This window comes from Pseudomonas sp. GW821-FHT02A08, from assembly GCF_059422045.1.
Map to the genome: position 1 here is coordinate 301,686 of NZ_JBWKWD010000001.1, position 23,123 is coordinate 324,808.

Consider the following 23,123-nt stretch of genomic DNA (forward strand, 5'->3'; position numbering starts at 1 on the left):
TCAGATGTTGAAGCTTTCGCCGCAGCCACATTCACCGCGCACGTTGGGGTTGTTGAACTTGAAGCCTTCGTTCAACCCTTCCTTGACGAAATCGAGCTCGGTGCCGTCCAGGTAGGCCAGGCTTTTCGGGTCGATGATCACTTTTTCGCCGTGACTTTCGAACACCTGGTCCTCAGCAACCACCTCGTCGACAAACTCCAGCACATAGGCAAGGCCGGAACAGCCCGTGGTGCGAACACCCAGACGAATCCCTTCACCTTTGCCGCGCCCGTCGAGGGAGCGTCGCACGTGCTTAGCCGCCGCTTCTGTCATGCTGATAGCCATCGTTGACTCCTTACTCGTCGCCAAATGCTTAGATCAAGCCTTTCTTCTGCTTGTAGTCGCGAACCGCCGCCTTGATGGCGTCTTCAGCGAGTACCGAGCAGTGGATTTTCACTGGCGGCAAGGCCAGTTCTTCAGCCAGCTGGGTGTTCTTGATGGTTTCCGCTTCGTCCAGGGTCTTGCCCTTCATCCACTCGGTGGCGAGGGAGCTGGAAGCGATAGCCGAACCGCAGCCGTAAGTCTTGAACTTGGCATCTTCGATGATACCGGCGTCGTTGACCTTGATCTGCAGGCGCATCACGTCGCCGCACGCCGGAGCGCCGACCATGCCGGTGCCGACATCAGGATCTTCCGCGTCCATCTTGCCGACGTTGCGCGGGTTTTCGTAGTGGTCGATGACCTTTTCGCTGTAAGCCATGATTCTCAATCCTCACTCATCAGGGCCGCTCTTGAGACCCTGCAGTTGCGCTGCGTTTACCGCCGCGCTGCTACAGGACCTGTATCCGGCGGCTTCTTTGTTTAGTGTGCCGCCCACTCGATCTTCGAGATATCGACGCCGTCTTTGTACATGTCCCACAGCGGCGACAGAGCGCGCAGCTTGGTTACGGCCTCGCAGACTTTCTGCGCGGCGTAGTCGATTTCTTCTTCGGTGGTGAAACGGCCGAAGGTGAAGCGGATCGAGCTGTGTGCCAGTTCGTCGTTGCGGCCCAGGGCGCGCAGTACGTACGAAGGCTCAAGGGACGCCGAGGTGCAGGCCGAACCGGACGAAACCGCCAGATCCTTGAGCGCCATGATCAGCGACTCGCCTTCAACGTAGTTGAAGCTCAGGTTCAGGTTGTGCGGAACGCGGGCGGTCATGCTGCCGTTGATGTACAGCTCTTCCAGGTGCTCGACCTGCTTGTAGAAACGGTCGCTCAAGGCCTTGATACGCGCGTTCTCGGCAGCCATGTCTTCCTTGGCTACGCGGAAAGCTTCACCCATGCCGACGATCTGGTGGGTCGCCAGGGTACCGGAACGCATGCCGCGCTCATGACCGCCACCGTGCATGGTCGCTTCGATACGTACGCGTGGCTTGCGGCCTACGTACAGGGCGCCGATGCCTTTAGGACCGTAGGTCTTGTGGGCGGAGAACGACATCATGTCGACTTTCAGCTTCGAAAGGTCGATCTCGACCTTGCCGGTGGACTGAGCGGCGTCGACGTGGAACAGGATGCCCTTGGAGCGGAGCAGTTCGCCGATCGCTGCGATGTCGTTGATGGTGCCGATTTCGTTGTTCACGTGCATGACCGAAACCAGGATGGTGTCGTCGCGCAGTTCGGCTTCGATCATCTCAGGGGTCACCAGGCCATCGGTACGAGGCTCGATGTAGGTCACTTCGAAACCTTCACGCTCCAGTTGGCGCATGGTGTCCAGGACAGCCTTGTGCTCGATCTTGGTGGTGATCAGGTGCTTGCCTTTGGTGGCGTAGAAATGTGCCGCACCCTTGATTGCCAGGTTGTCGGATTCGGTGGCACCGGAGGTCCAGACGATTTCGCGCGGGTCGGCATTGACCAGATCGGCCACCTGACGACGGGCGTTTTCAACGGACTCTTCAGCTTTCCAGCCGAACACGTGGGAACGGGACGCCGGGTTACCGAAGTTTCCGTCGACCAGCAGGCATTCACTCATCTTTTGCGCGACACGCGGATCAACCGGGGTGGTCGCAGAGTAATCAAGGTAAATCGGCAATTTCATGGACTATCTCCTAAATCAGGCTGGCTGGCGTGCCGCTAGCTCTTTGGCTGTCATTCGACGGCGGACGCTTCAATCTTGTCCAGGCGTGGCACCTTGCTGTTGCAACGGCGCTGGTCCTGACGCTGGGCTACTTCTTGCACCTCACGGCGAGTCACAAGGTCAGCCAAGCTGATACCGCTCAGAAATTCGTGAATCTGCAGGCTCAGGTCGCACCACAAGTGGTGGGTCAGGCAGGTGTCGCCTTGATGGCAATCACCCTGCCCCTGGCATTTGGTGGCATCGACCGATTCGTTCACCGCATCGATCACCTGGGCGACCTGGATGCCCTGCATGTCGCGGGACAATTGGTAGCCACCGCCCGGACCACGCACGCTGGACACCAGATTACTGCGGCGCAATTTGGCGAAAAGCTGTTCGAGGTAGGACAGGGAGATGCCTTGGCGCTCGGAGATATCGGCCAGGGACACGGGCCCGTGCTGCGCGTGCAACGCCAGGTCAAGCATGGCGGTCACGGCGTATCGGCCTTTTGTAGTCAGTCGCATGGACAATTACCACGGAGTTCGGAATGAGGCGAGTATGCAATTCCCGAGTATTTAAGTCAACTATAAGACCTAGTACTTTAGTCAGGTTTACCCGCAAAAGAGCGCGCGCATCATAGCAAAGGCTGGGGCTGAACGACCAGCAATACCGCGTTACCGTTCTTCGCGAGCAAGCCCGCTCCCACAGCTGACCGAGTTGTCCAGACGGACGCGATCCAATGTGGGAGCGGGCTTGCTCGCGAAGGGAGCGGCGCGGTCTAGCTGGCCTGACTCTGATCCTTGTCCTTCACACACGCGAAATCTTCTTCGCGCAGCTCAGGCAGATCTTTCGCACAGTAATTACTGCCCAGGTCCTTCAGCGCCCCGCACATCCCCTCCAGACGCCCATCGACCGCTTGCAGGTGATCGAGCAGCTGACCAATGGCACGCGCCACCGGGTCGGGCATATCTTCAGTCACACCGTAGGCATCAAAACCGATCTTCTCGGCCATGGCCTTGCGCTTGGCGTCCTGTTCTTCGTCGGGCTTGACGATAATCCGCCCCGGAATCCCCACCACAGTGGCACCCGGCGGCACTTCCTTGGTCACGACCGCATTGGAACCCACCTTGGCCCCGGCACCGACAGTGAACGGGCCGAGCACCTTCGCGCCCGCCCCGACCACCACGCCATCACCCAGGGTCGGATGACGCTTGCCCTTGTTCCAGCTGGTACCACCGAGGGTCACGCCCTGATAAATGGTCACGTCATCGCCGATCTCGGCGGTTTCACCGATAACGATGCCCATGCCATGGTCAATGAAGAAACGACGCCCGACCTTGGCTCCCGGATGGATCTCGATCCCGGTCAGCCAGCGGCCGAAATTCGACACCAGCCGCGCCAGCCATTTCAGGTCAGCGCGCCACAGCATTGCCGACAAACGGTGAATCCAGATGGCATGCATGCCGGGGTAGCAGGTCAGGACTTCAAAAGCGTTACGCGCCGCCGGGTCTCGGTGGAATACGCTCTGGATATCTTCACGCAAACGCTCGAACATCATTAATCCTTCCGCTTAAGGAGCTCACCACGGGCCGCTTTCTGGGTTTCCGTGAGGATGCCACGCAATATATTCATTTCCGCCCGGCTGACCGAGCTGCGTCCGTACAACCGGCGCAGGCGCGCCATCAAGTGCCGTGGCTTTTCCGGATCGAGGAATTCGATGGCCACCAGAGTCTGCTCCAAGTGCTCATAGAATCGTTCCAGCTCGTCCATGGTCGCCAGCTCAGCGCTTTTGACCGAAGCCACTTCTTCCTTCTCGACCTTGCTCGGCTGACCTTGGGCCGCCAGCCAGGACATGCGCACTTCATAACCCAACACCTGCACCGCCGCCCCAAGGTTCAGCGAACTGAACTCAGGGTCTGATGGAATGTGCACGTGATAATGACATCGCTGCAGCTCTTCGTTGGTCAGGCCGGAATCTTCACGACCGAACACCAGGGCGATCTCCGCGCCCTGCCCGGCTTCCTCCACCACCTTCGTTCCGCATTCACGGGGATCGAGCAGCGGCCAGGGAATGCGCCGGTCGCGAGCACTGGTGCCAAGCACCAGATTGCAACCGACCAGGGCATCTTCCAAGGTGGCGACGACTTGCGCGTTTTCAAGGATGTCCCCGGCACCGGAGGCACGGGCATCGGCCTCGTGATGCGGGAACACACGAGGCTCGACCAGCACCAGCCGCGACAGCCCCATGTTCTTCATGGCACGCGCAGCCCCGCCGATATTGCCCGGATGGCTGGTATTGACCAGGACGACACGAATGTTTTGCAGCAAGGGAGGCGCTCTCGAACACAATAATCGGGAGCAGAATCTTACAGCTGAACCTACCGTTAAGCCATGAAAGCGAACGTCGTCCTTCTCCTGTAGAAACTTTCTGATAGAATGCCCGGCTTTCTTTAACAACCTTAGGTGACACATCCATGCAGCCCATGCTGAATATCGCGCTGCGCGCCGCCCGCAGCGCCAGTGAATTGATCTTCCGCTCCATCGAGCGCCTGGATACCATCAAGGTCGACGAAAAAGACGCCAAGGATTACGTATCCGAGGTGGATCGCGCCGCCGAACAGAAAATCATCGACGCCCTGCGCAAGGCCTACCCGAATCACTCGATCCTGGGTGAAGAGACCGGCATGCACGCCGGCACCGGCATCGAAGGCGAAGAGTACCTGTGGATCATCGACCCACTGGACGGCACCACCAACTTCCTGCGCGGCATTCCTCACTTCGCTGTCAGCATCGCCTGCAAATACCGCGGTCGCCTGGAACACGCTGTTGTTCTGGACCCGGTTCGCCAGGAAGAATTCACCGCCAGCCGTGGTCGCGGCGCTCAACTGAATGGTCGTCGCCTGCGCGTCAGCGGCCGCACCAGCCTGGACGGCGCCCTGCTGGGTACCGGCTTCCCGTTCCGTGACGACCAGATGGACAACCTCGACAACTACCTGGGCATGTTCCGCGCCCTGGTTGGCCAGACCGCCGGCATCCGCCGCGCAGGTTCGGCGAGCCTGGACCTGGCCTACGTGGCCGCCGGCCGTTTCGACGCCTTCTGGGAGTCGGGTCTGTCCGAGTGGGACATGGCTGCAGGCGCCCTGCTGATCCAGGAAGCCGGCGGTTTGGTGAGCGACTTCACCGGCGGTCACGACTTCCTTGAGAAAGGCCACGTCGTTGCCGGCAACACCAAATGCTTCAAGGCAGTGCTGACGGCGATCCAGCCGCACCTGCCGGCCTCGCTGAAGCGCTAAGCTTCCAGCGACAGAAAAAGCACCCTGCGGGGTGCTTTTTTTATGCCTGGAATTTGCCCTTCAAAACACCACAAACCCAATGTGGGAGCGGGCTTGCTCGCGAAGACGGTGTATCAGCCAACATGGATATTGAATGTTGGACCGCCTTCGCGAGCAAGCCCGCTCCCACAGGGGGATTGGTGGTGATGCAGAAATTGTGGGCACAAAAAAAGCACCCCGCAGGGTGCTTCTTTTTCAATCCGGCTTCAGCAGATCACTGAGCCGCCTGATTCTCCGACAGGATCAGCTTGCCTTCCTTATCCACCGGAATCTGGTTGCCCGGATCACGATCCATGCGCACCTTGCCTTCCTTGCCGTCCAGCGAATAACGCACGTCGTAACCTACAACCTTGTCACTGATGTCGTTAACAGTGTTACAGCGGGTCTGGGTCGTGGTGTAGGTATCACGCTCTTGCATGCCTTCCTGCACCTTGTTGCCGGCATAACCACCACCGACAGCACCCGCGACCGTGGCGATTTTCTTACCGGTGCCGCCACCGATCTGGTTACCCAGCAATCCACCTGCCAACGCACCGACCACCGTACCGGCGATCTGATGTTGATCTTTCACCGGCGCCTGCCGGGTGACCGTTACATCCTTGCACACTTCACGTGGAGTCTTGATTTGTGTCTTGACCGGCTCAACGGCGAGTACTTGTGCGTACTCCGGACCGCTTTTAACCAGGCTGTAGGTGGCCACAGCACCCCCGGCAGTTACACCGACAGCACCCAGTACCGCACCAACCAGCATCGACTTGTTCACATGAACCTCCTGGACCATCACATGCGGGATAAACCCGCGCTTCTCCCTGCCTTGGAGCACAAAAAAAGGCGCGAGTTCAACTCGCGCCTTTTTTGGACTACATCACTTGAAGACTTTGCCTTCAAGGACGATCGTCGACTTCCTTCTCGGTGTTGGCCGGAGGAATCAGGTCTTCCGTGCTCAGGTTCAGCCAGATCAGCACCACGTTCGCGATGTAGATCGACGAGTAAGTACCCGCCAGAACACCAATGAACAGAGCGATGGAGAAGCCGAACAGGTTGTCGCCACCGAAGAACAACAGGGCCGCGATCGCCAGCAAGGTGGAGATCGAAGTCGCCATGGTCCGCAGCAGGGTTTGCGTGGTCGAGATGTTGATGTTCTCGATCAGGTCGGCCTTGCGCAGTACACGGAAGTTCTCACGAACCCGGTCAAATACCACGATGGTGTCGTTGAGCGAGTAACCGATGATCGCCAGTACCGCCGCCAGCACCGTCAGGTCGAAAGTGATCTGGAAGAACGACAGGATACCGATGGTCACGATCACGTCGTGGATCAGGGAAACGATCGCACCGACCGCGAACTTCCACTGAAAGCGGAACGCCAGGTAGATCAGGATGCCGCCCAGCGCCATCAGCATGCCGAGGCCACCCTGGTCGCGCAGTTCTTCACCCACCTGCGGGCCGACGAACTCGACACGCTTGACCGACGCCGGGTTCTCGCCGCCGACCTTCTGCAAGGCTTCGGCTACCTGGTGACCCAGCTGCGGGTCTTCGCCAGGCATGCGCACCAGCAAGTCGGTGGTTGCACCGAAGTTCTGCACGATGGCTTCGTGATAACCGGCGGTCACCAGTTGCTCACGCACCTTGGTAACGTCGGCCGGACGCTCGTAGGTCAGCTCGATGAGCGTACCGCCGGTGAAGTCCAGGCCCCAGTTCATGCCCTTATGGAAGACACTGAATATTGCCAGTGCGGTAAGAAACAATGTGACGCCGAACGCGAAGTTGCGAACGCCCATGAAGTTGATTGTACGTAACATGGCAGCCCCTTAAATCCACAACTTCTTGAAGTCACGACCGCCGAAGATCAGGTTGACCATCGCGCGGGTCACCATGATGGCCGTGAACATCGAGGTAAAGATCCCGAGGGACATGGTCACTGCGAAGCCCTTGACGGGACCTGTGCCCATGGCAAAGAGGATGCCGCCGACCAGCAAAGTGGTCAGGTTGGCGTCGAGAATCGCGGTGAATGCCCGGCCGAAGCCTTCGTTGATTGCCCGCTGCACGGTCATGCCGGCGGCGATCTCTTCACGGATCCGCGAGAAGATCAGCACGTTGGCGTCGACCGCCATACCCATGGTCAACACGATACCGGCGATACCCGGCAGGGTCAGCGTTGCACCCAGCAGCGACATCAGGGCCAGCAGCATCACCATGTTCACCGCCAGCGCGACGGTGGCGATGAGGCCGAAGAAGCGGTAGATGGCCATGATGAACAGCGAGACGAACAGCATGCCCCACAGCGACGCATCGATACCCTTGGTGATGTTGTCGGCACCCAGGCTTGGACCAATGGTGCGTTCTTCAGCAAAGTACATCGGTGCAGCCAGACCACCGGCACGCAGCAGCAGCGCCAACTCGGACGACTCGCCCTGGCCGTTCAGGCCAGTGATGCGGAATTGAGCACCCAGCGGCGACTGGATGGTCGCCAGACTGATGATCTTCTTCTCTTCCTTGAAGCTCTGGACCGGCACGTCTTTCTCGACGCCGTTGACCACTTGCTTGGTGTAGGTGGTGACCGGACGCTGCTCGATGAAGATCACAGCCATGCTGCGACCAACGTTCGAACGGGTCGCACGGCTCATCAGCTCGCCGCCGTGGCCATCCAGACGGATATTCACTTCTGGCCTGCCGTGCTCGTCGAAGCCGGCCTTGGCGTCAGTCACCTGGTCACCGGTGATGATCAGGCCGCGCTCGATCAGCGCTGGAGGACGGCCGCCTTCACGGAACTCGAAGGACTCGGAAGTGGCTTTCGAAGCGCCAGGCTCAGCGGCCAGGCGGAACTCGAGGTTGGCCGTCTTGCCGAGGATACGCTTGGCTTCGGCGGTGTCCTGCACGCCCGGCAGCTCAACCACGATGCGGTTGGCGCCCTGACGCTGGACGATCGGTTCGGCAACACCCAGCTCGTTGACGCGGTTACGTACCGTGGTCAAGTTCTGCTTGATGGAGTATTCACGGATTTCCGCCAGCTTGGCCGGGGTCATCGCCAGACGCAGCACCGGTTGACCATTGAGGTCGGCCGGAACAATGTCGAAATCGTTGAAGTTCTTGCGAATGATCGAACGGGCCTGTTCGCGGCTGTCTTCATCTGCGAAGCCCAGCTGAATGGCACCGCCCAGTTGCGGCAGGCTGCGATAGCGCAGCTTCTCTTTACGCAGCAGGCTCTTGACGTCGCCTTCGTAGACTTTCAGGCGTGCGTCGAGGGCTTTGTCCATGTCCACTTCCAGCAGGAAGTGCACACCACCGGACAAGTCCAGACCCAGCTTCATCGGGTGCGCAGCGAGGTTGCGCAGCCATTGCGGGGTGGTTTGTGCCAGGTTCAATGCAACGACGTAGTCATCACCCAACGCCTTGCGCACAACGTCCTTGGCCGGCAGTTGGTCTTCAGCCTTGGTCAGGCGAATCAGCCCGCCCTTGCCGCCCTCTGCCAGCGTGGCAGCCTTGACGTTGATCCCGGACTCCTTGAGCGCAGCGCTCACGCGATCCAGATCAGCCTGATTGACCTGCAGCGCAGTGCTTGCACCGCTGACCTGAATGGCCGGGTCATCAGGATAAAGATTGGGAGCGGAATAAATCAGACCGACCGCCAGCACCGCCAGGATCAGAATGTATTTCCACAGAGGATATTTGTTCAGCATCACGCCGCCCGTTTATGACGCGGGGCGCCTTGCGCGCCCCGTCGATTGAAAATGAAGTTGAAACTTAGATCGCTTTGAGCGTGCCTTTTGGCAGCGTCGCGGCGATGGCGCCTTTCTGGAATTTCATTTCGACGGTGTCGGAAACTTCCAGAACGACGAAATCGTCGGCCACTTTAGTGATCTTGCCGGCGATGCCGCCGGTGGTCACAACTTCGTCGCCCTTTTGCAGGCTGCTCAGCAGGTTCTTCTGCTCTTTGGCGCGCTTGGCCTGTGGACGCCAGATCATCAGGTAGAAGATGACCAGGAAGCCGACCAGGAAAATCCACTCGAAACCGCCGCCCATAGGGGCTGCCGCAGGTGCAGCAGCGTCTGCCATGGCATTAGAGATAAAAAAGCTCATTTAGCACTCCAGTTGCAAATGTTGAATCTTGGGGTCAGAAAACTCAGTCCAAAGGCGGAACAGGCAACCCGCGTTTGGCGTAGAAGGCATCGACAAAGGCGGCCAATGTACCCTGTTGAATAGCCTCGCGCAAACCAGCCATAAGCACTTGATAATGGCGCAAGTTATGGATGGTATTGAGCATGCTTCCCAGCATTTCGCCGCACTTGTCCAGGTGATGCAGATAAGCGCGGGAGAAGTTCTGGCAGGTATAGCAATCGCAGGTCGGATCCAGCGGCGAATCATCATGGCGATGGAACGCGTTACGGATCTTCAGCACGCCGGTATCAATGAACAGATGCCCGTTGCGGGCATTACGGGTTGGCATCACGCAATCGAACATGTCCACACCGCGGCGCACACCCTCAACCAAGTCTTCCGGTTTGCCAACGCCCATAAGGTAACGAGGTTTGTCAGCCGGCATCATGCCCGGCAGGTAATCCAGCACCTTGATCATCTCGTGCTTGGGCTCGCCCACCGACAGGCCGCCGATGGCCAGGCCATCGAAGCCGATCTTGTCCAGGCCTTCCAGGGAGCGCATGCGCAGGTCCTGGTGCATGCCGCCCTGTACGATGCCGAACAGCGCCGCCGTGTTGTCGCCATGGGCTTCTTTCGAACGCTTGGCCCAACGCAGAGACAATTCCATGGAAATACGGGCGACATCTTCATCAGCCGGGTACGGCGTGCATTCGTCGAAAATCATCACGATGTCGGAGCCCAGGTCACGCTGGACCTGCATCGACTCTTCCGGCCCCATGAACACCTTGGCGCCGTCGACCGGGGAGGCAAAAGTCACGCCCTCCTCCTTGATCTTGCGCATGGCGCCCAGGCTGAACACCTGGAAACCACCGGAGTCAGTCAGAATCGGGCCTTTCCACTGCATGAAATCGTGCAGGTCGCCGTGCTTCTTGATCACTTCCGTGCCCGGGCGCAGCCACAGGTGGAAGGTGTTGCCCAGAATGATTTCAGCGCCAGTCGCCTCGATATCCCGTGGCAGCATGCCCTTGACCGTGCCGTAGGTGCCCACCGGCATGAAGGCCGGGGTCTCGACGGTACCGCGCGGGAAGGTCAAACGACCGCGACGAGCCTTGCCATCAGTGGCCAGCAGCTCGAAAGACATACGACATTGGCGACTCATTCTGTTTCCTCTGGGCCACGTGGTGCGGGGTTACGGGTGATAAACATCGCATCACCGTAGCTGAAAAAGCGGTATTCGTTGTCGACGGCGGCCTTATAGGCGGCCATGGTCTCGGGATAACCGGCGAACGCCGAAACCAGCATCAACAGCGTGGATTCGGGCAAATGGAAGTTGGTGACCAGGGCATCGACCACATGAAACGGCCGGCCAGGGTAGATAAAGATGTCTGTATCGCCGCTGAACGGCTTGAGCACGCCATCGCGGGCGGCGCTTTCCAGGGAACGCACGCTGGTGGTCCCCACCGCCACCACCCGACCACCGCGAGCGCGACAGGCGGCAACGGCATCCACCACGTCCTGGCCGACTTCCAGCCATTCGCTGTGCATATGGTGGTCTTCGAGCTTCTCGACCCGCACCGGCTGGAACGTACCCGCACCAACGTGCAAGGTCACGAACGCCGTCTCGACGCCCTTGGCGGCAATCGCCTCCATCAGCACCTGATCGAAATGCAGCCCCGCCGTCGGCGCCGCCACCGCGCCCAAACGCTCGGCGTAGACGGTCTGGTAACGCTCACGGTCGGCGCCCTCATCCGGGCGGTCTATATAAGGAGGCAGCGGCATGTGCCCGACACGGTCGAGCAGCGGCAACACCTCCTCGGCAAACCCCAGTTCGAACAACGCATCGTGCCGCGCCAGCATCTCGGCCTCGCCACCGCCGTCGATCAGGATCTTCGACCCAGGCTTGGGCGACTTGCTGGAACGCACATGGGCCAGCACGCGATGACTGTCGAGCACCCGCTCCACCAGGATTTCCAGCTTGCCGCCGGAAGCCTTCTGGCCAAACAGCCGCGCCGGAATCACCCGGGTATTGTTGAACACCATCAAATCGCCGGGGCGCAAATGCTCCAGCAAATCAGTGAATTGACGGTGTGCCAGGGCGCCGCTGACCCCATCAAGGGTCAACAGGCGACTATTGCGACGCTCGGCCAAAGGATGGCGGGCGATCAGCGAATCGGGGAGCTCGAAAGTAAAGTCAGCAACGCGCATGATGGGGTTCGTCTAGCAGGGCCGGGAAGTCTAGCGGAATTATCAAAAATTCTCCATGTACCTGATTGACCAGCGGTTATCTCATCTCTATACTTCGCCGCCATTGAGCCCTGATGGCGGAATTGGTAGACGCGGCGGATTCAAAATCCGTTTTCGAAAGGAGTGGGAGTTCGAGTCTCCCTCGGGGCACCACATAGCAGTATCTGAGAGTCTCTACCAGCCTCTCAGACCCAGAGAAACCGGCCACTTGGCCGGTTTTTTTGTGCCTGTCTGTCTACCCCTGTCTCCCCATATCCGTTGTATCCCTGTATCCCTACTTGTATCCTGAGAAAAATACCGAACTTTGGGATACAAGGATGAAGCGCGCAGACATCAAGCGCCGCCCTCTCGCTGACACAACACTTGCGGGACTGGAGCCGGAATCAAAGGAATACCGAGAGCTAGACGGAAACGGCCTCTACTTCAGGGTTAAACCAGATGGTGGTAAATCCTGGCAGCTCCGCTACAAACGCCCGGCGGGCAATTGGGCTTGGATGGGGCTCGGGGGTTACCCGGAAGTAAGTGGTGCGTTGGCACGGGACAAAGCTGCTGATCTACGAAAGGTAGTGAGTAGCGGTGCCGACCCCCTTGAGCAAAAGCGATCCGCGAAAGCTGCAATCGATGCGGCTAAAACTAGAACCTTCCGCGCGGCTGCCGACGCCTGGCTAAAGGCGAAAGAAGAAAAGGGTCTTGCCCCTTCCACCCTCAATAAGATCCGGACGTACCTCGACAAGGACATCCTCCCCGCGCTGGGGGATAAACCTCTCGACGAAATTACCCGCACAGATTGCGCAGATCTCCAAGCATCCATAGAAGCGAGAGACGCTCACAACGTAGCGGAAAAGTGTCGCACCTGGATCAATCAGATCTTCGGTAGAGCCATTGGATTGGGCTTGACCGAAAACGACCCAGGGAGCCGTCTTCGTGATATCGCCGCCCAAGCACCAAAAACTCAACAGCATCCTCATTTGCTGGAACCTGAGCTTGGTGACTTTCTGACCGCGCTGAAAAACACACCCAGCAGATTAACAGCCCGAACTGCGGCATGGCTTTGCATATGGACGGCATCGAGACCGGGAATGGTTCGCTTAGCTGAATGGAAAGAGTTCGACCTTGATAAAGCGATCTGGACGACACCTGCCGCGAAGATGAAGATGCGCAGGGATTTCGTGTGCCCACTTCCTAAGCAGGCGCTATCCGCACTCAAAGAACTCCACTGTCTCACCGGGCGCAGTCGATGGCTGTTCCCCGGAGTCGGCGCTAAGAACCCGACCATCAGTGAAAACACCATCAACAAAGTCTTTGCGACTGTTGGTTACAAAGGTCGCTTGGTTGGCCATGGTACTCGCCATACCGCTAGCACTCTGCTCAGGGAACACGGTTGGCCGAAAGAGCATGTCGAAGCGCAGCTTGCTCACAAAGAAGAGGGAATCTCTGGTGTATACAACAAGGCTCAATACCTTGAGCACCGAGTGAAAATGATGCAGTGGTATGCGGATCACCTCGATGCGTTAGCAAGCGGAAAGGTTATCAAGGGACAGTTCGGGAAAGCGGTATGAGTACGTCCATACAGCCACCCTCAAAAATGCGTGTTACGGGTGTTACTCGTGTAACGGCCTTGGCCAAACACCCAGCTTCATTGGCTTTCACAGCTGTTACACGCTTGCGCGACTTTCCGTACACCCGATGTAACGCCGACCTAACGTGTAACGTCAGAACAAGCCCTCGCCTGCTGCGGGCCGATGCTCGGCGTACTCGGCTACAGCACGACTCTCGCTGGTTACGCCTGCAAAACGTAGGGCGTGGGATCAAGCGTTACGCGATACAAGAGATACTTGGCGATGATTGACCACCAAATCACTCCTCGTACAGCGCTGACGTCTGGCCTGATCGCGTATCTCTCTGCCCAACCGCTCTACGGACTCTGCCGCGAACAGCTCACTGACGTGTGTTATTTAATCGATCAGTGCTGTCTGCGCATTCAGACCGGCGACATCGATAGCGATTTAAGCAGCATGTGCATCAAGGCAACGGTGCATGAAGAGACAATTTTCCAGTATGCCTCCACCGACCACAGAGCGCGCCTCGCGCATTGGGTTCGCCAGTACACCAACTGTTATTCGGCGTCGGAGCGAGAGGCGCATGCTGCATACATCATGGCCTGTGCCGTGAAAGCGCTAGGGATCTTGGCCGATTGGATGCGTGTCGCCGATCAACAGGCGTGGTTACATGTAGCTGAACCTCCAACTGACTGGCCGTGGGATTTCTACTGCCAGTTCGTGGAGATGCAGATCGACCCGGGCGAACGCACCCAGGCACTTGATCAGTATGTCCTCCATCTGGAGCCGATCACCTCCCTACCCTGCTTGATCAATGACGAGCTGTCGCCCATCGCTGATCGGGCTATCAAGAATGCCATCCGCAAAAAAGGCGGCATCTTCAGTGGAATCGAGCGTACTAAGGACATCAGTGCCCGCGACGCGGCAATCGTTAATCAGGCCCGCCACTACTTGGCGAGCGGAATGCCTGAGAGGAACATCAAAACGGCTGTGCATGCGTGGCTGGAACGAGAAGTCGCTAAATCACCGAACCAGCGTCCCAAATGGATCACCCTCGAAACCGAAAAGGCACTGACACGTAAGAGCGTGGAGACCATCCTCATACGCAATCTCGTGCTGTAAACCAGAAATTTCAATTGGAAGTGAACTGCTCACCGTTTTTCCTCACCTAGATCATTGCTCTCGTCCAAACCTATCGAGAGCAAGATCTGTGAAAACCTCAATTACCGAATTCCCCCGCCTCACCTCTGCAACTGCTAGCCCACTATTCGATGCGTCTTCGACTTTGATCCGCATGCCCGAAGTCGAGGGCATCGTTGGCATGAAACGCTCGACCATCTACAAGCTTATGCAGCGTCCCGATTGCGGCTTTCCCCAGCCCGTCAAATTGAGCAACAGCAACGCTCGCGGGGCACCTGTCGCTTGGGTTCTTTCCGAAGTTCAGGCATGGGCGCGCAGCCGTATCGAGGCGCGTGACCAGGTGGCCGCATGAAGCGCAACTACAGCCCATTCAAGGGGCCGTTTCTCGACTCCTACAGCGTCGGATTCCGACTCTATCAACCTGATGCAATCAACTGGCGGCACCGCACCATCGCGGGTGTGAGTTGGAACGGGGAGGAACAAGAAGCCTTCTTTTTCAACCCTGATGGCCTGGTCCTTCCGCTTAAACCCAATCCTTGGGAATTGCCTGAACTGATCCGCAAAAACGCGGTGCGCAGAGAGTTTTCCAGCATTCACGGCACTGGGCATTTCGCGATGAAAGAAGGCCGCCGCGCTGCCTTGAAATCGCTTGGTTTGACCGACTGGGTCACGTACTGGTTGGTTGATCAATCGACTGGTTACGCCAACGATCCCACGGTGTGGCGACACCTCACAGAGCAGGATCTTGCGGATGAAAAAAACGCTAGCGAACGCCTTCATCGTGAAATGCGCATGACCTCCGATCTGACCAGCTATGTCGATGAATGCCTGGCACAACGACGCGATTTGCTCGCGGTAGAACATCGCCGACGGTGCGCCGAGGACAGCAAGATCCTGGCTTGGCTCAAAGGCGAAACACCGCCGCCACTGTTTGCCTGCGTGCAGGAGGCCGCATGACTCCGACCTTTCTTCCCCACCAAGCATTGGATCTCGTAGGCGTACTTGAAGCGTCTCTACCTTCATCAGCAGAGATCAAAGGTCGCCAGCGCTTGCTTGCCCTCCGCGATCAGGCGATCTCAGCCGGCGCTCAGGTGTTGATCGTGCTGTGGCAGAACCTGGAGTGGACGTTGTTAGCGGTTCAGCCGCCAGCAGACGTGGTGATCAGTGACGCTCGCGAGCTGATTCCAAACCTGCTGCGCAATCCCGAAGCGCTACAGCAGATGCAGCAAAGGGCACGCCGAGGATACCACTTGCAATGGCTCACCCTCGCCCGCCCAGTCACTACCCAGCACTAACGAAAACGCCCCCGGGAGCGATCCGGAGGCGTTGAGGTAAATCTATATGCCCGCACAATTTATGACGCTTCGAAAAAATGCGCAAGATCTCCGCACGGTTGCACTTTTAAAAACACGGCGTTACTCTCTGGCCGTCGCTGCAAAATCAGCGACCGGGTTTGACGGCCCGATCAACAATAGGCGCACAGGCGCCCCCATTACGATTGCAGGCGCTTTTTTTGTGCCCGCATTCCTGTTTTATGGTGGCTGTGCGTGGGAGACCTTCGGGTCTGCCGGGTTCCTATTGTCCCGGTCCGTCAACCTGCGCACAGCTACCACCCTAATTCGTTTGACGGCGGACGGTGGTAGCTCCTCAACAATAGGAGTTTCACCCCATGCACGCCCTCAATCCGTCCAAAATTCGCGCTGCTGCACACCGTGCAATGGCTCTCGCCGCTTTACACGCCAACTCCAGTCTCGCTACACGCCTCACCCGTTACAACGCTCACATGGTCAAAGCTCGCGCTCTCGAAGCCGCAGGCGGTGCCCAATGAATTCCGCTCTCAGTTTCGCCCTGCCCGAGGACTTGCTTTGCGTCCACAACGACGCCGAAGCCGGTGTTCCAATTGATGCCCTTACCTGTGCTGTGGAACGGGCCAACTCTGTGCTTTTGCTGCTTGAAGATCAGTTCGACTGTAACGGCCCCCGCCTAGCCAACCATGTCATCGCGGCCGCCCTGTGGGACGTTCGGGGCACCTTGGGATTGATCCGTACCCTCGCCGTTCACGCCGACAACTCCACCCGGCAAGCCATGGGCGGAGGCGCGCAATGAATCCTTCGATGATGATCAATACCGTTGGCGGCGCCACCTTTGCCAAGTGCAACGCTCAGAACCAGCCATTGTTCCGAATCAATGCCGGCATCTCGTGCGAAGAAGCGCTTGAACAAGCCTCCCTGCTCATGGATTGCGTGAACAAACTCACTTTCCTGAGCGGTATGGAGAATGACAACGCCTCAATGGTCTGGGCTTCGCATTATTTGAGTGAGATGGCCAAGGCGATCATTGACGACGTCACCAGTGGGTTGCAATTGGCCCAAGGAGGTGGCGCATGACTGCCTCTACTTCCAACGTCCGTCGACCCACGTTCGCTCAAGTCAAAGCTGTTGCGTTGCAGAACATTGATCGTGTGCTTGCTCACTGGCTGCCCAACGGCAAGCGCGTGGATGGAGGCAAGGAATACACCGCTCCGAATCCAACCCGCGCCGACAAGCGCGCCGGCTCGCTCAAGGTCAACTTGAGCAAGGGCACCTGGGCGGATTTTGCCACTAACGACAAGGGCGGTGATCTGATCGATCTGGTGCGCTATCTGGATGGCGGCACCGACGTCGAGGCCTGCAACAAGCTGGCGGACCTGCTGAGCGTTTCCGCTGGGGCCGTGCAAGCGAAGCCGGAACCCAGCAAAAGCAAAACACCGGAATGGCTCGCCATTCAGCCGATCCCGGCTGAGGCCATGAGTAAATGCCCGACCAAACACCGGCAACACGGTACGCCGTCCAAAGTCTGGATGTATCGCAATACTCAAGGCCAACCAGTCATGGCGCTCTATCGCTTCGACTTGGGCCCGGATGAAGACGGCAAACCGCGCAAGGTGTTTGCACCATTGACTTGGTGCCAGCGTGCCGACAGTCAAACGCAGCAATGGCGTTGGCAGGGTCTGCCAAAGCCGCGTCCTCTGCTGCGTCTAGATGAACTGGCGCAACGCGTCGGGGCTCCGGTCATTCTGTGCGAAGGCGAAAAGGCTGCGGACGCCGCGGCGGATCTGCTGCCAAACTACGTGGCCACATGCTGGCCGAACGGCTCGAACTCCTGGCACAAGGCCGACCTGACACCGCTCAAAAGTCGGTCCGTGGTGTTGTGGCCAGACAACGACGCCAGTGGCATAAGCTGCATGGACTCCGTCGCCGAACAACTGCAACAAGCCGGCGCCGCGTCGGTGCGCGTGATCGCCCTGGACGTCTTCAAACGTAGGCCCACCCTCAAGAATGACCAACCAACCTTCGCCAAGGGTGGTCAATGGGATAACGGCGACGACGCCGCCGATGCCCAAGCCAAAGGTTGGACGACGGCGCACTTCGCCAAGCTGGAGCGTAGCGGTGAATTGTTCGGCGCTGAGCCGGAGCAAGCACCGGCCGAACCACCTGAAGTGAAACCCAAGCCAATGACCAAGCGTGCCGCGAAACCCAAAAACGATCTGCTGCCCGGCGGCTTCCGCCTGACGCCAGAAGGCGTGTTTTATTCCGGTGACGATGGCGAGGCGCGCCCGGTGTGCTCCCCGCTGGAGATCCTGGCTCGCACCCGAGATGCGCAGGGTCACAACTGGGGTTTGTTGGTCGAGTTCGACGATCCGGACGGGGCGAAAAAACGCTGGAACATCCCGGCGCGGACCATGACCGGCGACTTCGGCAAGGACGTGCTCGGACCGCTGGTGGACATGGGGCTGCGCCTAGCCGGCAGTCGCTCCGGTCGCAATGCCCGCAACGACCTGCAGAGTTACCTTGGCGGCTTCGACAGCGCTCAACGCGCTCGACTGGTGACCCGCTTGGGCTGGCACGACAGCGCCTTCTTGCTGCCCGAACAACAGATCGGTTCACACACTGAACACCTGCACTTCTATGAGGCCGGCGCACAGCTTCCACCCATCAGTGAAGCCGGCACTCTGGAGCAGTGGCAAGAACAGATCGGCGCCCTGTGCATCGGTAATCACCGCTTGGCGTTTGTGGCCAGCGTAGCGTTTGCCGGTCCACTACTGCACATGCTCGGCCATGAATCCGGCGGCTTTCACCTTTACGGCGACAGCTCGGGCGGCAAGACCACCCACCTGCAAGTGGCCGCTTCGATCTACGGCGGGCCGCGTCTGGTGCGTTCCTGGCGCTCGACGGATAACGCCTTGGAATCCATCGCCGCCGCGCATTCGGATGGGCTTCTAGTGTTGGATGAAATCGGCATGTGCGACCCGCGCATCATTGGCGAAACGGTGTACATGCTCGGCAACGGAACCGGGAAGGCTCGCGCCAATGATCGAGGACAAGCGGGCCGACAGGTGCAGGAGTGGCGCTTGCTCTTTCTCTCGACCGGCGAGAAGACGTTGGCGCAGCACATGGCCGAAGCCAACAAGGAGCTGAAAGCCGGCATGGAAGTGCGGATGCTCGCCGTGCCAGCGGATGCCAGCAAAGGCCTGGGCATGTTCGATGTGCTGAACGGTTTTGATGACGCGGCCGCCCTGTCGGATGCGCTCAAGGCGCGGGTGGCCAAGTACTACGGCACACCATTGACCGCCTTCCTGTCGGTCCTCTGTGAGCCCGGTAAGCAGCATGGCTGGGCGGCGATCCTGCGCCACACCCTGGAGGGCTTTATCGCTAAAGCACTCCCAGCATCGGCCAGCGGTCAGGCACATCGAGCGGCTGCCCGCTTTGGGTTGGCTGCCGCAGCCGGAGAGCTGGCCACCGCGATGGGGATTACCGGCTGGCCTGACGGCACGGCCACCACCGCAGCCCGGGTGTGCCTCAGTGCCTGGATGAATGAGCGCGGCGGCGCCGGTAACTTCGAAGGGGACGCAATTTTGGCGCGGTTGCGCCAGGTGATCGAGCGCTTCGGTGAAAGTCGTTTTACCCGTTGGGAGTCAGCCGCCGCGAAGATCGACGAGCACGGTCCGCGCACCATTGACCGACTGGGTTTTCGCAAGTCGCTGGAACACGGAATGGGCGACACGCTGCATACGACGACTACTTACTACGTACTGCCCGAAGCTTGGCGCTCCGAAGTATTCAAGGGCATGAACATCAACGCGGTTAACAAGGAGCTGTTACGTCGAGGCGTATTGGAGCCGGGAGCCGATGGCAAAGCGTCGACCGCTGTGCGCCTGCCTGGACTTGGTTTGCAGCGTTGCTACGTGGTTGTAGCAGTACCTGAGCAAGGCGAGCGCGAAGCGCAGGCCGCCTAAGTCGCTGCCTAATTCATGAGGTAGCGCCGGCTTATTCCGGCCTCGCCAGCCAGGCACACACAACCAAAAATCTGACTTTAGGACTGACCATGAACGAATTGAAACAGCAACAGGCGGCTTTAATCTCTGAACGCGAAACGCTGGAAAACAGTCTCCCCCACTTGGAGGCAGCTTGGCGCAATGCGCCCAGCAACTACAGTCCTATCGGCAATATGATAGGAAGCCCAGAGGGCAGAGCCGCCGAGGACAGACTATCGAGCGCCCAAAGCCGTGTACGCGCCATCTCCAGCGAGCTGGAACGAATTGAACAAAAGCTCACTCACCTAGACCGCCTAGAGCGGGTCGACCAAATCAAAACGGAATCCGTCCAAGCGATGTCCGAATCAGCCTCCCAGGTCGAAGCATTGGAACGGACACAAGCGCACTTGAATGAGCGCCTTCGGGCGATTCAATCGGAGGCAGAACAAGCTCTGGAAAAAGCACAGCAAGCCGAGCGAGACGCAGCCAGCCTCTACGCCCGGAGCCTTGCCAGTGGCGACAATGAAGGTGAAAAAACCGCGAATAGCGAAATCCAGAAAGCCGCCAAGCAACTTGCAATAACGGATGAGCAAGTGAGAAGGCAAGAACTCATCCTCACCGCCCTGCAAGCCGAACTCGACACCATCGAAACTCAAATTTCAAACGCGCAACAACGTGGGGATGAGGCCAAAAAAGCGGCTTTGAACGCGATAGGGTTTAGATTAGATGAAGAGTGGAATGCAGCAACGAAGCTATTAGTAGCTGTGGGAGCGCGGATACTTGCCGTGAGTTACGCAAAGGGTGGGATGGGAGATGCTTTGTCCGGACTTGAAGTGCCTCGCTTCGGTCCCTTCCATTCGAAACTTGACAGTTCCGACCTAGCAGTCGCCGCCCGCAACATTTCACTAGCAAATCTTCTAACAGCGTGAACCCCGAATCAGCCCGCGCTCGCGGGCTGTTTTGCTACGACTAGTCAGTCCTAGGCTTGTTGAGCCCTAACTTGCTACGCAGAGCCTTTCAGACTTATAAACTAGTGGAAAATCTCATCCGGGTCGGCCGGCTCAATAGTCTCTGTTATCATAGTGCTCATATTTTGCCGATTAAAATAGTTCATAGCAATGAGATCATCATCGTCAGTGGGCTCAAGTGTCTTCGTGATTAAAGTAGACCCGAACAAAACCTCATCACTATCATCTGGCTCAAGCGTCCTAGTGATCAAAGTGGAATCTGCATAAATCTCATCAGGATCACTTGGCTCAACAACACTTGTCACCAAAGTGCTATCAGCAAGGTGTTTAATGGAACATCCTGATGGCATTATGAGCGACTCACTATAGTTCAACACATACGGCTTCATTTTACGTCCTCCTTTTTTATCTTAACAATGATGCTACTTTTCAAACCAGAAGAGTTTGAAAGCCGGAGCTCCGACACATGATCACTTCCAACTATAGACCTAGCGACGCCTACCAAACTGGAATAAATTTCAGAATCCGCAGAGTTACTACTCAGGATAACATACTGATCGGCAGGGCGATTCTTGGGCCCGCTGATAATATTAAAAAATTTACTCAACCCCTCTTTATCTAATACCCCCTCGCTATTTAAAATCTGAATCTCCAGATCTGTCGTCAACTGAGCACCCTGTGTTTTATTCTGGTCACTGCCAGAAACAAATACAAAGACCCATAGAGACGCGACTAATAGAAATGCAACAACCATATTTAGCTCAATATTCTTTATCTTTGAGGCTAAAACCGTATTTTCAAGCTTCGACGCATACCAATTAACATACGCATGTTTAGCTTGAGCAAGATAGCTTGAGCCATCAGGAGCCTTAACATCGCTAAATCTTGATCGTATCTCACTCGAAACCTGCAAAAATGAAAATGTAAAAACCCCTGCTGTAATCAAAAATAAAACACCAATAAAAATAAATACCGCTGCAGAAACTTTTGGCCAACCATCAAGCTTCCAAAGCTCATTAAATACATAAGCATAGAACCCAGCGAGAACTAAGTAGGTAGATGCATGAGACGAAACCTTAGATAACATCGACGACTTACTTGCGCAGGCATTATTGTAGCCCTCTTTAAGAAACTCGTATTGAACCTTCAACTCCTCTTCAGATCGGTTAGTACTCTTCATTTCTAAGAAATAGTTCTCGGCTTTCAGGTCGACTACCTGAGTCGAGGGATAAGCCATTACGGAACGAAAATCCAATACAAACCAAGGTGAAAATTTTTTATTACACCAAGTTAAAAAATAAACCTTATACATACCTACCGACAATGCCAACACCGAAAATCTTGCTGTGGTAGTGACCGCGTAGGAGCCGTAACGATCATCACAAGAAAGATGAAAAAAAGGTATCCAGTTTAGTGACTTGCACAAAAACAAGAAGCAAGCGGTTATAATTTTACTCACCCAAGTACTCCACAAGTTTTTTTGATATTTTTACGCCTACCTCTAACTCCAGCCATGCCCATTGACCATTGGCATTCATTTCTAGAAAATAAAATTCTCCGTCTCGAACTATAAAGTCAAAACATCCGAATGACATATTCAGCTCTTTCATAAAAAGAACACACATACTATAAATATTATCCGGCAGCCGGATTTCCTCATACTGAATTTTATTATTCATTTTCCTCCAGTCGATTTTATTTTCCGACTGGATCTTCACTGAAAACTCTATCTGATCGACGAAAGTAGATCGAACCTCATAGTCCTTACTTACATATTCTTGAAAATAGGCGGGCGAATACTTTAAATTTTCAGTTGTAATACGATCATCAAAGACATTTGTTTGCACAAATTCCTTCACACCATCACTGACTACAGTACCAACAGCCAACGGTTTTACTATCTTATCCCCTTTGCAGACCGCTACGATATTAGATGGACAGTTCGTAATAGAAGATAATGGCAGTTTGAAGCCAATTTTTTTGGCAAGAATGAGTTGAACAACTTTATTATTTGCTCTCCTCATCACCGAGGGCCGTGTCAAGCAGCGCCCCTCAAAGGACTCGGCAATACCCTCAACTAATGAATATGCTTCCTTATGTACAAATGAATGATACTTTTTTTCGAATACACCACACAAATCCTCAACAACTGGCTTGCGGTAGTAAATTGACCGACAAGTTTCAGAGTCTATTGACCCTTCATTTGATTCGATGTGAAATCCATTTTCGCTAACAGCCATGCCGTATTTTGAAAACCTGTCAAAATCAAGCCTAAAAAATGAAACATCCGAATACGACTTTATCAAATAATCACAAGTAAGATCATTTTCAGACGTTATCATCAATATTTGTTTTTTCATGAAACTATCCTTGCATTTGAAACTGACTCATCCTAATTTTTCGCAGCTCAAGAGCTATC

General features: G+C 56.6%; 25 protein-coding genes and 1 tRNA gene. 11 read left to right on the plus strand and 15 right to left on the minus strand.

Annotated elements, in window-relative coordinates:
* From iscA to trmJ, 6 genes are all read right to left on the minus strand, one after another.
* Entirely contained in the window at positions 1 to 324 is a 324-nt protein-coding gene (gene iscA / locus AC07W4_RS01330; protein ID WP_007974004.1) for an iron-sulfur cluster assembly protein IscA, read from the minus strand.
* 28 nt (positions 325 to 352) lie between these two features.
* Positions 353 to 739: a Fe-S cluster assembly scaffold IscU gene (iscU, locus tag AC07W4_RS01335; RefSeq protein ID WP_007974006.1), complete on the minus strand. Its 387-nt coding sequence runs from the start codon at positions 737 to 739 to the stop codon at positions 353 to 355.
* A 101-nt stretch (positions 740 to 840) separates the two neighbouring features.
* Positions 841 to 2,055, minus strand: a complete 1,215-nt coding sequence (locus AC07W4_RS01340) for an IscS subfamily cysteine desulfurase (RefSeq protein WP_495031225.1) — start codon at positions 2,053 to 2,055, stop codon at positions 841 to 843.
* Between the two features lie 50 nt (positions 2,056 to 2,105).
* On the minus strand, positions 2,106 to 2,597 hold the full coding sequence (gene iscR, locus AC07W4_RS01345; RefSeq protein WP_007974010.1) for a Fe-S cluster assembly transcriptional regulator IscR: 492 nt from the start codon (positions 2,595 to 2,597) through the stop codon (positions 2,106 to 2,108).
* A 254-nt stretch (positions 2,598 to 2,851) separates the two neighbouring features.
* On the minus strand, positions 2,852 to 3,628 hold the full coding sequence (cysE, locus tag AC07W4_RS01350) for a serine O-acetyltransferase (protein WP_095945783.1): 777 nt from the start codon (positions 3,626 to 3,628) through the stop codon (positions 2,852 to 2,854).
* Positions 3,629 to 3,630: 2 nt separating this feature from the next.
* Positions 3,631 to 4,401: a tRNA (cytosine(32)/uridine(32)-2'-O)-methyltransferase TrmJ gene (trmJ, locus tag AC07W4_RS01355; protein WP_008053257.1), complete on the minus strand. Its 771-nt coding sequence runs from the start codon at positions 4,399 to 4,401 to the stop codon at positions 3,631 to 3,633.
* Between the two features lie 146 nt (positions 4,402 to 4,547).
* Here trmJ and suhB point away from each other — a divergent pair, with 146 nt between their 5' ends.
* Positions 4,548 to 5,366: a type III secretion system regulator SuhB gene (suhB, locus tag AC07W4_RS01360; RefSeq protein ID WP_008053258.1), complete on the plus strand. Its 819-nt coding sequence runs from the start codon at positions 4,548 to 4,550 to the stop codon at positions 5,364 to 5,366.
* Between the two features lie 253 nt (positions 5,367 to 5,619).
* Here the strand turns inward: suhB and AC07W4_RS01365 are convergent, their stop codons facing one another.
* The 6 genes from AC07W4_RS01365 to queA form a co-directional block, all read right to left on the minus strand.
* The gene (locus AC07W4_RS01365) at positions 5,620 to 6,168 is read right to left on the minus strand and encodes a glycine zipper 2TM domain-containing protein (RefSeq protein WP_223460234.1); all 549 of its coding nucleotides are present in this window, start codon (positions 6,166 to 6,168) and stop codon (positions 5,620 to 5,622) included.
* Positions 6,169 to 6,289: 121 nt separating this feature from the next.
* Positions 6,290 to 7,204: a protein translocase subunit SecF gene (gene secF, locus AC07W4_RS01370; RefSeq protein WP_495031226.1), complete on the minus strand. Its 915-nt coding sequence runs from the start codon at positions 7,202 to 7,204 to the stop codon at positions 6,290 to 6,292.
* Positions 7,205 to 7,213: 9 nt separating this feature from the next.
* The gene (gene secD / locus AC07W4_RS01375) at positions 7,214 to 9,082 is read right to left on the minus strand and encodes a protein translocase subunit SecD (RefSeq protein ID WP_495031227.1); all 1,869 of its coding nucleotides are present in this window, start codon (positions 9,080 to 9,082) and stop codon (positions 7,214 to 7,216) included.
* Positions 9,083 to 9,146: 64 nt separating this feature from the next.
* Positions 9,147 to 9,482, minus strand: coding sequence for a preprotein translocase subunit YajC (yajC, locus tag AC07W4_RS01380; RefSeq protein ID WP_007956696.1), 336 nt, complete (start codon positions 9,480 to 9,482; stop codon positions 9,147 to 9,149).
* Between the two features lie 43 nt (positions 9,483 to 9,525).
* Complete coding sequence (gene tgt, locus AC07W4_RS01385) at positions 9,526 to 10,641, minus strand: tRNA guanosine(34) transglycosylase Tgt (RefSeq protein ID WP_162130301.1); 1,116 nt, start codon at positions 10,639 to 10,641, stop codon at positions 9,526 to 9,528.
* 14 nt (positions 10,642 to 10,655) lie between these two features.
* Complete coding sequence (gene queA / locus AC07W4_RS01390) at positions 10,656 to 11,705, minus strand: tRNA preQ1(34) S-adenosylmethionine ribosyltransferase-isomerase QueA (RefSeq protein ID WP_414929709.1); 1,050 nt, start codon at positions 11,703 to 11,705, stop codon at positions 10,656 to 10,658.
* Positions 11,706 to 11,812: 107 nt separating this feature from the next.
* Here queA and AC07W4_RS01395 point away from each other — a divergent pair.
* From AC07W4_RS01395 to AC07W4_RS01440, 10 genes are all read left to right on the plus strand, one after another.
* Positions 11,813 to 11,897, plus strand: a tRNA-Leu gene (locus AC07W4_RS01395).
* Between the two features lie 164 nt (positions 11,898 to 12,061).
* Complete coding sequence (locus tag AC07W4_RS01400) at positions 12,062 to 13,303, plus strand: tyrosine-type recombinase/integrase (RefSeq protein WP_495031228.1); 1,242 nt, start codon at positions 12,062 to 12,064, stop codon at positions 13,301 to 13,303.
* Between the two features lie 282 nt (positions 13,304 to 13,585).
* Positions 13,586 to 14,425 (plus strand): hypothetical protein, encoded by an 840-nt coding sequence (locus AC07W4_RS01405; RefSeq protein ID WP_495031229.1) that lies wholly within the window; start codon positions 13,586 to 13,588, stop codon positions 14,423 to 14,425.
* An 88-nt stretch (positions 14,426 to 14,513) separates the two neighbouring features.
* A complete protein-coding gene (locus tag AC07W4_RS01410) occupies positions 14,514 to 14,795 on the plus strand; it encodes a helix-turn-helix transcriptional regulator (RefSeq protein WP_495031230.1) in 282 nt (93 codons plus the stop codon).
* Positions 14,792 to 15,400 (plus strand): hypothetical protein, encoded by a 609-nt coding sequence (locus tag AC07W4_RS01415; protein ID WP_495031231.1) that lies wholly within the window; start codon positions 14,792 to 14,794, stop codon positions 15,398 to 15,400. The genes AC07W4_RS01410 and AC07W4_RS01415 overlap by 4 nt, the downstream gene beginning before the upstream one ends.
* Positions 15,397 to 15,738 (plus strand): hypothetical protein, encoded by a 342-nt coding sequence (locus tag AC07W4_RS01420; protein WP_495031232.1) that lies wholly within the window; start codon positions 15,397 to 15,399, stop codon positions 15,736 to 15,738. Before AC07W4_RS01415 ends, AC07W4_RS01420 begins: the two co-directional genes overlap by 4 nt.
* Before the next feature lie 529 nt (positions 15,739 to 16,267).
* Positions 16,268 to 16,549 carry a hypothetical protein gene (locus AC07W4_RS01425; protein ID WP_495031233.1) on the plus strand — a complete coding sequence of 94 codons (282 nt, stop codon included), beginning with the start codon at positions 16,268 to 16,270 and terminating at the stop codon, positions 16,547 to 16,549.
* Positions 16,546 to 16,830 carry a DUF3077 domain-containing protein gene (locus AC07W4_RS01430; RefSeq protein ID WP_495031234.1) on the plus strand — a complete coding sequence of 95 codons (285 nt, stop codon included), beginning with the start codon at positions 16,546 to 16,548 and terminating at the stop codon, positions 16,828 to 16,830. Before AC07W4_RS01425 ends, AC07W4_RS01430 begins: the two co-directional genes overlap by 4 nt.
* Entirely contained in the window at positions 16,827 to 19,718 is a 2,892-nt protein-coding gene (locus AC07W4_RS01435) for a DUF927 domain-containing protein (RefSeq protein ID WP_495031235.1), read from the plus strand. Before AC07W4_RS01430 ends, AC07W4_RS01435 begins: the two co-directional genes overlap by 4 nt.
* Positions 19,719 to 19,807: 89 nt before the next feature.
* Positions 19,808 to 20,665 (plus strand): hypothetical protein, encoded by an 858-nt coding sequence (locus AC07W4_RS01440; RefSeq protein ID WP_495031236.1) that lies wholly within the window; start codon positions 19,808 to 19,810, stop codon positions 20,663 to 20,665.
* A 101-nt stretch (positions 20,666 to 20,766) separates the two neighbouring features.
* Here the strand turns inward: AC07W4_RS01440 and AC07W4_RS01445 are convergent, their stop codons facing one another.
* Genes AC07W4_RS01445 through AC07W4_RS01455 form a run of 3 tightly spaced genes read right to left on the minus strand, consistent with a single transcriptional unit; the run spans position 20,767 to position 23,064 of the window.
* On the minus strand, positions 20,767 to 21,093 hold the full coding sequence (locus AC07W4_RS01445; RefSeq protein WP_495031237.1) for a hypothetical protein: 327 nt from the start codon (positions 21,091 to 21,093) through the stop codon (positions 20,767 to 20,769).
* A complete protein-coding gene (locus AC07W4_RS01450; protein ID WP_495031238.1) occupies positions 21,090 to 22,163 on the minus strand; it encodes a hypothetical protein in 1,074 nt (357 codons plus the stop codon). The genes AC07W4_RS01445 and AC07W4_RS01450 overlap by 4 nt, the downstream gene beginning before the upstream one ends.
* Entirely contained in the window at positions 22,156 to 23,064 is a 909-nt protein-coding gene (locus tag AC07W4_RS01455) for an MvdC/MvdD family ATP grasp protein (protein WP_495031239.1), read from the minus strand. Before AC07W4_RS01455 ends, AC07W4_RS01450 begins: the two co-directional genes overlap by 8 nt.
* Between the last annotated feature and the right edge of the window lie 59 nt (positions 23,065 to 23,123).